The organism is Pseudomonas sp. COW5 (assembly GCF_026240005.1).
Lineage (GTDB): Bacteria > Pseudomonadota > Gammaproteobacteria > Pseudomonadales > Pseudomonadaceae > Aquipseudomonas > Aquipseudomonas kribbensis.
The window spans coordinates 5793992-5805988 of the sequence record NZ_JAPHVP010000001.1; the positions used below are offsets into that span (position 1 = coordinate 5793992).

9 protein-coding genes are annotated in these 11997 nt (G+C 60.3%); 3 read left to right on the forward strand and 6 right to left on the reverse strand.

Annotated features, from left to right (window positions below; genetic code table 11):
• Nucleotides 1-116 precede the first annotated feature (116 nt).
• Together OQ248_RS26365 and OQ248_RS26370 are read right to left on the reverse strand one after the other, a co-directional pair.
• Entirely contained in the window at nt 117-866 is a 750-nt protein-coding gene (locus OQ248_RS26365) for a class I SAM-dependent methyltransferase (RefSeq protein ID WP_085731757.1), read from the reverse strand.
• Nucleotides 863-2017, reverse strand: a complete 1155-nt coding sequence (locus tag OQ248_RS26370; protein ID WP_265814603.1) for an MBL fold metallo-hydrolase — start codon at nt 2015-2017, stop codon at nt 863-865. The genes OQ248_RS26365 and OQ248_RS26370 overlap by 4 nt, the downstream gene beginning before the upstream one ends.
• Before the next feature lie 293 nt (nt 2018-2310).
• On the opposite strand from OQ248_RS26370, the gene OQ248_RS26375 reads away from it, so the two are divergent.
• Nucleotides 2311-3372, forward strand: coding sequence for a WD40 repeat domain-containing protein (locus tag OQ248_RS26375; RefSeq protein WP_265814604.1), 1062 nt, complete (start codon nt 2311-2313; stop codon nt 3370-3372).
• Nucleotides 3373-3375: 3 nt separating this feature from the next.
• On the opposite strand, the gene OQ248_RS26380 is transcribed toward OQ248_RS26375, so the two are convergent.
• The 4 genes from OQ248_RS26380 to OQ248_RS26395 form a co-directional block, all read right to left on the reverse strand.
• Nucleotides 3376-6453 (reverse strand): efflux RND transporter permease subunit, encoded by a 3078-nt coding sequence (locus tag OQ248_RS26380; RefSeq protein WP_265814605.1) that lies wholly within the window; start codon nt 6451-6453, stop codon nt 3376-3378.
• Nucleotides 6450-7616: an efflux RND transporter periplasmic adaptor subunit gene (locus OQ248_RS26385; RefSeq protein WP_265814606.1), complete on the reverse strand. Its 1167-nt coding sequence runs from the start codon at nt 7614-7616 to the stop codon at nt 6450-6452. The genes OQ248_RS26380 and OQ248_RS26385 overlap by 4 nt, the downstream gene beginning before the upstream one ends.
• The gene (locus tag OQ248_RS26390; RefSeq protein ID WP_265814607.1) at nt 7613-9031 is read right to left on the reverse strand and encodes an efflux transporter outer membrane subunit; all 1419 of its coding nucleotides are present in this window, start codon (nt 9029-9031) and stop codon (nt 7613-7615) included. The genes OQ248_RS26385 and OQ248_RS26390 overlap by 4 nt, the downstream gene beginning before the upstream one ends.
• 104 nt (nt 9032-9135) lie before the next feature.
• A complete protein-coding gene (locus OQ248_RS26395; protein WP_265814608.1) occupies nt 9136-9825 on the reverse strand; it encodes a response regulator transcription factor in 690 nt (229 codons plus the stop codon).
• Nucleotides 9826-9942: 117 nt separating this feature from the next.
• On the opposite strand from OQ248_RS26395, the gene OQ248_RS26400 reads away from it, so the two are divergent.
• Entirely contained in the window at nt 9943-10635 is a 693-nt protein-coding gene (locus OQ248_RS26400) for a response regulator transcription factor (protein ID WP_134826845.1), read from the forward strand.
• Nucleotides 10613-11986 (forward strand): HAMP domain-containing sensor histidine kinase, encoded by a 1374-nt coding sequence (locus tag OQ248_RS26405; protein ID WP_265814609.1) that lies wholly within the window; start codon nt 10613-10615, stop codon nt 11984-11986. The genes OQ248_RS26400 and OQ248_RS26405 overlap by 23 nt, the downstream gene beginning before the upstream one ends.
• Nucleotides 11987-11997 lie beyond the last annotated feature (11 nt).

Sequence of the window (11997 nt, forward strand, 5' to 3'; positions counted from 1 at the left end):
TCTTGATGTCCGCGTGCTGATGGGCAACCCTTGCCTCAAAGACCGATTGACCGGCCTCTGAGGCAAAGCAGATACGCTGAATGACTCAGACCATTCAGACAGCGCATCACTGCAAATCACAAGCGAAAGTACGATACGTAAGGCAGGAACGGCGAACGCAGGACCTGAATAGTGTTCATGTCAAACACTTCAAGCAGCGCTTGTGTTTCGCCCGGGAAGTGAGGGCAGTTCAGCTCGTCAAATACCAGAATCGAACCTTTTGACAGTCGTGGCTTGATCGCTTCCAGCACATCCTTCGTCGGCTTATAGACGTCCATATCGAAAATGGCCATCGAGATGAGCGAGTGAGGATTGTCTTCAAGCCATCGTTTCGAAGTCTCTGAAGCATCGCCCTTGATCAGGGTGAACTTCTTCAGGTGATTATTCGGGCTTAACGACTCTTGAGCCTGGAGAAGCCGCTCCAGCAAATTCTCATAGCCATCGTCTACATGAAAATCGCCCGCTTTTACTTGCGCGCCATCTTTCTCGTCAACTTCGGCAAAACCGCTGAAGGTGTCGAAGCCAAAGATATGCCGCGAGTAATTGTAGGGTTCCTTGATAGCCCGAAGATTCAGCAACGTTGCCAGACTGCTGCCGTAATGAACGCCAAACTCGCAGATAGATCCCGCGACAGGGAGCATCTCGTCGTACAGGAAGTTAAGGTTCAAGATTCGCGCCAGGGAAGGCCTAGACAGAGTAGCAACCGAAGGCCAGTTCCAGTATTCCCCTGCGATTGTATGAATCTCGCCATGAATATCCCGCAGCTCCTTGTAGGCATCCGCTTGGCTGGGAGGGGTGAAAAACAGCTGACCGTCTTGAGTTTTCATTTACTTTCCATCAAAAAGTTAAGACCGTTCGAAATGAGTTTGCTTTGAATCAGGTAGGCCAGTTTGGAAACCCTGGCGTGGATGCTGGATATATTTTGATCCGGCCTGTGCACGAGCCCCATGCCTCCGATGATAATCGCCTCCAGCGTCAGCTCGGCGTTCAATATCCTTGACCAGACATGCCGCGAAGCCTCGTAGCCGACAGTACCGCTCTCGTATTCATCCGACGCCGTGAGCAATCTCACGGGAACAGGATCGCCCACTGCCTTGTTAAGAAAACGCTCGAGCTGCCCAAGCAGCAAATCAAAGAGCTCTTCACCTGGGGACTCGTGGAGCTGACCCGTTTTTATGTCGATTCCGGACACACACTGGGTGAACGGCCCTGGATTTCGGCGCAAAAAGTCTTGCGCAAGATCGTAGAGAGAACCTCTATCCCAAGAGGCCGGGTATTGATACAGCGATTGATTCGCGTAATAGAAACCCTTATCGAGCCCCAGATGTTTGAGGTTAGCCGTGGTGGCGGCCTGATAGGACTTGAATCGGGACTCGATCATCTCGTCCGCACTTTGCTTGTCAAAGGACGGGTAGTTGACCGGAAAACTGTCAGCGATTCCGAACTGGATAAAAAAGTAACGACGTTCAACCGGGACCGTACTCAAACACTCATTGAGCGCATCGGTGAGCACAACCGGATACTCGTGCCAGTTATCGTTGGCATGAATGACCGCATCGGTTTCAGACACGATAGTCACAATCGAATCGTATTCCGTAAAATCCGGATTGATGAAGCATCTCAGCTCCACTCCGTCGACGTAATGCGCCTCTTCTGTCAGCTCAACCGGATAACGGCCGGTAAGGCGCTCAATACGTTTGGACAGCCCATTCGTCTTGAACTTCGGAACAAAGAACGTGGCGTCCGCCAGATGCTGCTGAATGAAAAACTCATCCAGATGATCGTCATGACCATGCGAAATAATGACATTAAGTTTATCGACCGAAAGAGAAAGCAACTTCTCAATCATTGCTGTTCTGGGTGACGGGTTTTGAATCCAGCCGCCAAATGCTGGAGAAACGTACCAGGGATCAGTAAGAAAATAACTGCCCTTCTCTTCCAGAAGCAATGAGGCGTGATTGACGAACTCTATATCCAACTGCCTAACCCTTCATATATTAATTAATCAAATCGTGAGTTAAGCAAAAGAACAACCACCTCAAAAAAATAACCCACTGCCAGTTTACTGACAAACCACCACTAAACGCAGCCGGTACACCACTTTGCATACATTTTCAATCACCTGCTCAAAAAAATAACACACCTGGGCTCAGTACGAAAAGTAGCAACGCGGCCGTCGCAGCGTGCAGATCAGCAAGGTACTCTGGTCCTGTATCGGCCGCCGAACGCGATTCCACACCTGTCCATTCAAGAAAAATTCTGAGGTCTTTGATGTTGTTTTCAAAAACGTGGCTCGCACTTGCAGGCCTGGCGCTTGGCCTGACCGGCCCCCATGTTCAAGCGAAGGAGCCGTTGCTATACACCCTCGACGCTTCAACGATATTGCCAGGCGACGGTTACAGTTGGGGCTTCGCGGCACTGGAACCCAAGGGTCCGCATCTGTTCGTGGCCCGCCGTGAAAACGGCCTGTCGGTGTTCGACGTCGAACAGCAAAAACTGTTGAAGACCCTCGACAATTCTGCCGGTGCCAACGCGGTTGCTTTCGTGCCGGAACGCAACCGCGCCTACGTCGCCAACATGGATGGAACGCTGGGGATCGTGGCGCTGGATCGGCTGCAAGTGCTGCAACGACTCAAGCTCGATTCGGGCAACCTCAACAACCTTGTCTACGACGCCAGCCGTGACCGGCTGATCGTCACCAGCGGCCGGCGCGGCGATCATTCGACGCTGTATCTGATCGATGCGAAAACCGATCGCCTGACCGATGCGGTGGACATTCCAGCGCAAAAACTCGACGGCCCGGTGATCCTTGAAAACGGCCACTTCATCGTCCCCATGCGCGACGAGGATAAAGTCGCCGTGCTTTCAGGGGCGAAGCTTGAACAGCAGCAATTCTGGACATTCAAGGGTTGCAGCAAACCCAGCGCACTGGCCGTCGACGAATCGCGTCAACGCCTGTTCGTGGCCTGCCGTGGCGCTGACCCGATTCTGGTGGTCGCCAACCTGAAAACCGGCAAGACCTTGAGCACCCTGCCCATCGGCCGCGCCGTGAATGCGCTGGCTTACGATCGGGAGAAAGACCAGTTACTGGTACCCAGCGGCGCCGACGCCAGCCTTGCGATTGTCCAACGCGACGATCAAGGGCAATACCAGTTGCGCGGCAGCGTCGGAACCCGGCCATGGGCGCACAACATGGTGCTGGACGCCAAACGCGGTCAGGCCTACCTGTTCACCGCCGATTTCACCCAGCCGGCGCCGAGCCGGGAGCAACCCAAACCCGACCCGGCATTTCACCCCGACACCTTCACCGTCCTGACCTACAAGGCGCAGTAATCGTCAGGAGGCCTCGATGACCTCGGCGGCGTGTGCCTTGCGCCGCCGACGCTCGAACCACAGGTAAACCACCGGCGTGGTGTAGAGCGTCAGGATCTGCGAAACCGCCAGGCCACCGACAATCGCAATGCCCAACGGCTGACGCAACTCCGAACCGGCGCCGTGCCCGAACGCCAGCGGCACAGCACCCAGCAATGCCGCCAGCGAAGTCATCAGGATCGGCCGCAAACGCAACAGGCACCCTTCCCTCACCGCTTCACGCGGCGACAAACCACGCTGCTGCGCCTGCAGGGTGAAGTCGACAATCATGATCGCGTTCTTCTTGACGATGCCGATCAGCAGAATGATCCCGATCATCCCCAGCACCGACAGATCCTGCCCGCACAGCATCAAGGCCAGCAGCGCGCCGAAACCGGCGGACGGCAAAGTCGAGATGATCGTCAGCGGGTGGATCGCGTTTTCATACAACACGCCGAGCACGATGTAGACCGTCAGGATCGCCGCCAGAATCAGCCACGGTTGCGATTTCAGCGAATCCTGAAACGCCTGGGCGGTGCCCTGAAAACTGCCCGCCACGGTGTCAGGCATGGCGACCGCCAGCGACGCCTGATTGATCGCGCTGACCGCCTCGCTCAAGGCATGTCCAGGCGCGAGATCGAACGACAGGGTAATGGCCGGGAACACGCCCTGATGGTTGATGATGATCGGCACCTGCTCGGTCTTGAGGCTGGCCAGCAGGTTCAGCGGCACCAGCGCCCCGGAGCTTGCGCGAACGAACAGATGCTCAAGGGTGGCGGTGGACGTTTGCCAGCTCGGGTCCAGTTCCAGAATCACATGGTTCTGATCCAGCTGCGTGAACATGGTCGCGATCTGCCGCTGGCCGAACGCGTCGTACAGCACGTCATCAATCGCTTGAACGGTCACGCCCAGACGCGCAGCGGTCGGACGGTCGATCACCAGCGTCGATTGCGGGATGGCCTGCTGCTGGTCGGAAGTCACGTGCTGCAATTGCGGCAAGGTCTTGAGTTTGGCCAGCAGCACCCCGCTCCAGTGATCCAGCTCGACGCTGTCCGGGTCCTGCAGGGTGTACTGATACTGGGTCTTGCTGGCCCGGCCGCCGATCTGGATGTCCTGGTTGGCCTGCATGAACACCTTGACCCCGGCCAACCCGTCCAGCGCCGGTTGCAGGCGCTGGATCACCTGCGCGGCGCTGGCCGTACGTTCACTGAACGGCTTGAGGTTGATCATCACCTTGCCCTGGCTGACCGTCGGGTTCGGACCGATCCAGAAATACACCCGCGCTACCGCCGGGTCCTGACCAATGATCTCCGCCGCACGGTTGACCTGCGCGCGCATGGCCGTCGGCGAAATGTCCGCCGCCGCTTCCGCCACGCCCTGGATCAGACCGTTGTCCTGCTGCGGGAAGAAGCCCTTGGGAATCCCGATATACAGTACCGCCGTGGCCGCCAGCGTGGCGATGGCCACCGCCATGGTGATGCGCTGGTGATCCAGCACCCAGTCCAGACTGCGACGATAGCCGTTGTGCAACCGGTCGAACACGCGCTCGCAGGCCTGGGCAAAGCGCCCCTCCTCCTGATCGGCATGGGGTTTGAGCAGCCACGCGCAGAGCATCGGGGTAATGGTCAGCGAGACGATGCCGGACATGATGATCGCCACGCTGACGGTCACCGCAAACTCACGCATCAAGCGCCCGACAATGCCGGACATCAACAGGATCGGCAGGAACACCGCAATCAACGACACCGTCATCGAGACGATGGTGAAACCCACTTCGCGCAAACCGTCGACCGCCGATTGCAGACGCGACTTGCCCATTTCCAGGTGCCGGACGATGTTCTCCATCACCACGATGGCGTCGTCCACCACGAAGCCGACGGCAATCGCCAGGCCCATGATCGACAGGTTGTCGAGGCTGTAGCCAAGCAAATACATGACGCCGAACGTTGCCACCAGCGACAGCGGAATGGTCAGGCTGGGAATCAGCGTGGCGGTGGCCTTGCGCAGGAACACGAAGATCACCACGACCACCAGCGCAATCGACAGCAGCAAGGTGAACTGCATGTCATTGACCGACGCTTCGATGGTCTGCGTGCGGTCGCCCACCACTTGCACCTGCACGTCGCGAGGCAATGAGGCGGTCAGTTCAGGTAACTTGGCCTTGATCGTGGCGATGGTCGACAACAGGTTGAAACCCGGTTGCTTGTGGATGTCGACGATGACCGTCGGTTCGCCCCCCAGTTGCGCGGCCTGCTGGGTGTCCTCGGCCCCGGCGATGACCCGGCCCAGATCGCCGAGTTTGATCGGCATGCCGTTTTTATAGGCGACGACCTGATCGCGATAATGCTGCGGATCGAGCAACTGGTCGGTTGCGCCAAGGGTGATCGAACGGCTCTGGCCATCGAGCGTGCCTTTGGGCTGATCGAGTGTGCTGACGCCGATCACGCTGCGCACATCTTCCAGCGTCAGACCGCGAGCGGCCAGCGCATCGGGATCGATCTGCACGCGCACCGCCGGTTTCTGCTCGCCATGGAAATCCACCAGACCGACGCCGGGCATTTGCGACAGGCGCTGGGCGATGTAGTTGTCGGCGTAGCGATCCAGCTCCGGCAGCGTGCGGGTCGGCGACGTCACCGCCAGCGACAGCACGGTGCCTTCCGCCGGGTTGACCTTGTTGAAGGTCGGCGCGCTGGACATGGTCTTGGGCAGATTCGGCGTGGCGGTGTTGATCGCCGTCTGTACGTCCTGGGCGGCACCGTCGATGTCCCGCGACAGGTCGAATTGCAGCACCACCTGGGTCTTGCCGGCGGCGCTCGACGAGGTCATCGAAGTGACTTGCGGCACGGCGGCAAAGGCTCGCTCCAGTGGGGTTGCCACCGACGAGGCCATGGTTTCCGCGCTTGCCCCGGAGAGTTTCGCGGTGACCTGAATGGTCGGAAAATCCACCGTCGGCAGCGGCGCCACCGGCAACTGGAAGTACGCGAAAGCCCCCAGCAACATGACACCGAGCGCCAGCAGGCTCAGCCCCACACGCCGTTGAATCAGTCCGGCCAGCGCATTCATCGGGCGGCCTCCGCCAGGTCGGCGGTGGTGTCAGTCTTTACCGGCACAACTTTTAGCCCCGGCGCGACCCGAGACTGGCCTTGCACCACAACGGTTTCGCCGGCATTCAGGCCCTGACGAATCCACTGCTTGCCGTCCACCACATTGGCGGCGTCCACCAGACGCGGCTGTACCCGCTGATCGGCATCGACCACATAGACGAAATTGCCCTGACGCCCCAATTGCACCGCATCGGCGGGGACAACGGCCACGTCGCGATGGGTCTGCACCAGCAGCCGCGCACTCACCAGTTCACCCGGCCACAGCTTGGCATCAGCGTTGTCGAACTGCGCCTTGAGCTGGATCTGCCCGCTGGCCGCCGTCACCTGGCTGTCGATGAAACTCAGATGACCTTTGGCGATTTCCTGCTGGCCATCGCGGGTCATGGCGACCACTTGCAAGGCACCTTTGGCGTTCTCTTCAAGGATCTCCGCCAGTTCGTCCTGGGACACGGCGAACGCGACGGAGATCGGATTCATCTGGGTGATCGTCACCAGCCCCGTCGCTTCGGCACCGTGGGCAATCGCGCCGACATCCAGCAGACGCTGGCCGGTGCGACCGGTCAGCGGCGCCTTGACCTGCGTGAACTCCAGTTGCAGCCGCGCCGCATCCAGCGCCGCCTGATCGGCCTGCACCGTCGCCTGTTGCGCGGCCAGTTGCGCGCGGTAAGTGTCGACGTCCTGGGTCGGCCCGGCTTTCGCGGCCGCGAGTTTGCTGGCCCGGTCGAGGTTGACCTTGAGGTTCGCCAGTTGCGCCTGATCCTTGGCCAGCAACGCCTGCGCCTGGGCGACCTGGGCCTGATAAACCCGTGGATCGATCACCGCCAACAGGCTGCCGGCGGTAACGGTCTGCCCTTCGTTGAACAGGACTTTCTGCAACTCGCCGTCCACCCTCACCCGCACATTGACGCTGTTGAGCGCCTGCACGTTGCCGATGGCGCTGATCCACACCGGCAGATCCTGACGGCTGACCTTGCTCATCTGTACCGGAATCGCACCGACATCAGTTTTCACCGGCGCAGCGTGAGCCTGTTTGATCCATTGAAAACCGCCGACGGCCACCGCCAGCGAAAGTGCCGCGACGCCCAGAAAAACGGTGCGACGACGTGGGTGCAGGACAGTCATGGATGAGTCACCTGAACAGAAGAATTGAGTGCGAGGGCGTCAGCGGAAAAGTCCCCGCCCAGGGCCCGGAACAGGCCGACCGCCGCTTGAAGGTGTTGCAGACGGACCTGCAACAGCGTGTCTTCGGCCTGATATTGCGTGCGTTCGACGATCAGCAACGTCTGGAAGTCGGTGGAGCCGAGGCGGTAGCGAACCTGCGCCAGACGCGCCGCTTCCCGCGCCGAATCCACTGCAGAGGCGTTCAATGCGTAACTCTTGTCGAGCTCGCGGGCGGCGCTGATCTGGGTTTCGACGTCTTGCAGGGCTTCGACGATGGACTCGCGATAACTGGCGGTCAGTTCCTGTACGTGAGCCTGATCGAAATGCAACTGGCCCTTGAGTTGGCCCCCGGCAAACACCGGTTGCCCGAGGGTGCCGATGACGCTCCAGATCTGCCCGCCGGCGAGGGTGTCGATCCCGCCCAGCAGGTCCAGCGACAGATTCGGCAGGAACGCTGCACGGGCTACGCCGACGTCGAAGTTGGCGGATTTCAGCCGCGCTTCGGCAGCCTGGATATCCGGCCGCTGACGCAGCAGGCCGATGGGTAGACCGGTCGCCGGTTGCGGCACTTGCAATGCACCGAGGCTGTCGCCCTGCAAATGGAAGCCCTCGGGCGGCGCGCCGACCAGAACCGCCAGTTGATACAGCGCCTGATCCCGCAGCTGACGCAGCGGCGGCATTGCCGCTTCGAAGGTCTGCATGGCGTTGCGCTGCTGGGCGACTTCAAGGTTGGAAACGGCGCCCTGACTGGCCTGGATTTCCACCAGATCCAGCACCTGACGGGCATCGTCGGCGATGGACTGGGCCAGACGCAGGCGCTCTTCCAGCGACAGCACCTGAAAGTAACTGTCGGCGATGCTCGCACTCAGGCTCATGCGCAGGGTCTGGGCATCGAACGCGGTGGCGTTGGCCAGCGCATCGGCGGAATCGGCGGCGGCGCGCTGCTTGCCCCAGAAATCCACTTCATAGGTGGCTTCGGCAAATACGCTGCGTTTCTGCGTGGTGCCGTAGTTGTTCTGGCGCTGATAGTTGCCGCCCAGATTCAGCGCCGGATATTGCCCGGCGCCTGTGACCTGCGCGGAGGCTCGCGCCTCGTCGATACGGCTGATCGCCGCTTTGAGGGTGAAGTTGGAGGCCAGCCCGCGCTCGATCAACTGATCCAGCTCGGCACTGTGAAACTCGCGCCACCATTGACCGCCCGCAGCGGATTGACCGCCAGAAGCCGCGTTCCACTGTTGGGCCAACGGCAACTCGGGCTGCCGATACTCGGGCACCATCGAGCAGCCGCCGAGGGTCAATATGCCCAACAGGATCAGCGTCGCCGATGATTGAAATGCAACGCGCCGTCTGCGCGTCTTGGTCTTTGGAACCGACATGAGCAAGCTGTCTCCCCGCTTGAGCCTTTGTGGAGCGATCCACGAATGCGGCGAAGATAGCGAGGGGTGCCTGCCAGAGCGTTCCCCGACAGATAAACTTTTGTTTAGCCTTGCTCGGGCGTCGTCTGGAAGCTGTAACCGGCGCCGGGGATGGTCTTGATCAACGAATAGTCGAAACCGTCATCGAGTTTGCGCCGCAAACGGTGGATGTGTTTGTCGATGACGTTGTTGTTGGGATCGAAGTCGTAGTCCCAGGCACTGTCGAGCAACATGTCGCGGGTGACGATCTGGCCGCTGTGGCGCATGAGTTTTTCCAGCAACAGGGCTTCGCGGTGCTGCAGGGCAATCACCTTGCCCCGCCGCACCGCCGTGCGCGTGGCGCAGTCCAACTGCAACTCGCCGACCACCAGTTGCCGCCCCGGCCCCGCGACCTGATCGCGCCCGCGCAGCAAGGCTTCGAGCCGCGCCAGCACTTCGGCGAAGGCATAAGGCTTGGCCAGATAATCATCACAACCGGCCTGCAAACCTTCGACCTTCTGCTCGGTCGAGGCCTGGGCGCTGAGCATCAGGATCGGCACTCGCACCTGCCGGGCGCGCAAGGCCTTGATCAGACCGATGCCGTCCAGGCCCGGCAAGCGCCGGTCGACGATCAGCACGTCGTGAATGCCTTCCAGCGCCATGTCCAGACCGCTGTTGCCATCGCCGGCAACATCGACCACATGCCCGCTTTCGCTCAAACCGCGCAGCAGGTAAGCGGCGGTCTGGGCATCGTCTTCAACCACGAGAATGCGCAAGGCACCTACTCCATCAAGCCAACCTGAACTTTTATTTATCCGGCGGGAACGTGGCGCAACCGCAGGCTTTGCCACACTATGCCATCTCTGCCTGATGATGTGAGTGGTTCAAAAGCCATGACCCATGTTCTGGTCGTCGAGGACGACTTGCCCACCCGCCGCGAAATCGAAGCGGCGCTGACTGACCACGGTTTCACCGTGAGCAGCGTCGACAATGGCCGTGAAGGCCTGTTGAAAGCCCTCGGCGAGCCGTTCGACCTGATCGTGCTCGACCGCATGCTGCCCGGCGGCCTCGACGGTCTGGGCGTGCTTACCGCGTTGCGCGCCGCCAGCGTGAACACCCCGGTGCTGATCCTCAGCGCCCTGAGTGCGCTGGATGAACGGGTACGCGGCTTGCGCGCCGGTGGCGACGACTACCTGACCAAGCCTTTCGAATTCATCGAGCTGACCGCCCGCCTGGACGCCCTGAACCGACGCCGGGCCGAACCGGTGGCCGTGACTCAGGAAACCCGCCTGAAGGTCGGTAACCTGGACGTCGATCTGCTCAGCCGCACCGTGCGCCGTGGCGAGCGCACCATCGATCTGGTGCCCCGTGAATACGCATTGCTCGAACATCTGGTGCGCCACGCCGATCAGGTGGTGACACGCACCATGCTCTTCGAAGCGGTGTGGAATTACAGCTATGACGAACGCACCAACGTGATCGAAGTGCACATGAGTCGCCTGCGCCGCAAGGTCGATGGCGAAGGCGAGCCGCCGATGATCCATACCATTCGTGGAGCCGGGTATGTCCTCCGTTCACCTGAGTGAAATCCCGCGCACCATCAGTTTTCGCACGGCGTTGCTGTTTCTCGGGCTGTTCGGCTGCTCGTTTCTGGCGTTGTTCGGTTACGTCTACTGGCAAACGGCGTTCTACCTGAAGACCGAAGCCGACACGGCCCTGTATCGACAAGTGGAAAACCGCAGCGCCCAGCCGCCGGAACTGCAATTGCAGGAGATCCGCAAACACGCTTTGCAGGACGTCGAAGCGCGCCTGCCCCACAGCCTGTTCGATGCCGACGGCAAATTCATTGCCGGTGTGATCAAAGAACTGCCGCCCTTCTCTGCTTATGACAAGCCGCAGGAGTTTCGCTGGCTCAAGTCCAACGGGCATCACCGGCCGGTGCGCTTCATCGTGCATAAACTGGCGGACGGCAAAACCCTGCTGGTCGCCCAGGATGTCCACGACATCCGCGAGTTCGACGAACTGCTGATCAACGCGCTGATTTCCGGTGGCCTGCTGCTGTTGCTGGTCGGGCTACTCGGCGCCGTGGTGCTGGGTTATTCGGCACATCGGCGGCTGGACAAGGTCAGTCGTTCGATCAAGGGCATCATCGAAGGCGATTTGAAAGGACGTTTGCCGGTCAAGGGCAACAACGATGACATCGACCGACTGGCTTCCGTGGTCAACGGCATGCTCGATGAACTGGAGCGTTTGATGAGCGAAGTCAAAGGCGTCTGCGACGACATCGCCCACGACCTGCGCACGCCCCTCACACGCCTGATCGCCGGCCTGGAGCGCACCCAGCGCAGAGGTCTAAATGAAGCGCAATACGCCGCCAGCATCGACGCGGCGCTGACCGAAGCCAAAGCCTTGCTGCTGACTTTCAAGGCCCTGCTGCGGATTTCCGAAATCGAAAACAGCGCCCGGCGCAGTCACTTCGCGCCGCTGGACCTGAACCTGATCAGCGCCGATGCCGCCGAACTCTACGAACCCCTGGCCGAAGAACGCGGCATCAGCCTGACCATCGAAAACAGTCAGGCCCCCGCGATCATGGCCGGTGACGCACAACTGCTGTTCGACGCGCTGTGCAACCTGCTCGACAACGCCATCAAGTTCTCGCCCGACCACAGCCAGGTGCGCCTGAGCGTGATTGCCGATCAGGACAACGTCGGAATCCGCGTCATCGACAACGGGCCGGGCATTCCCCCGGCCGAACGCGAAGCGGTGTTGCGCCGGTTGTACCGCGCGGAATCCAGCCGCCATACGCCGGGCAACGGGTTGGGCTTGAGCATGGTGTCGGCGGTTGCGCGCCTGCATGACATGCGAGTGACGGTGAACGATGCGGCGCCGGGGTGCCGGATTGATTTGTTGGGCAAGGCAACGCCGGCCAGCCATTGAAAACCGACAGG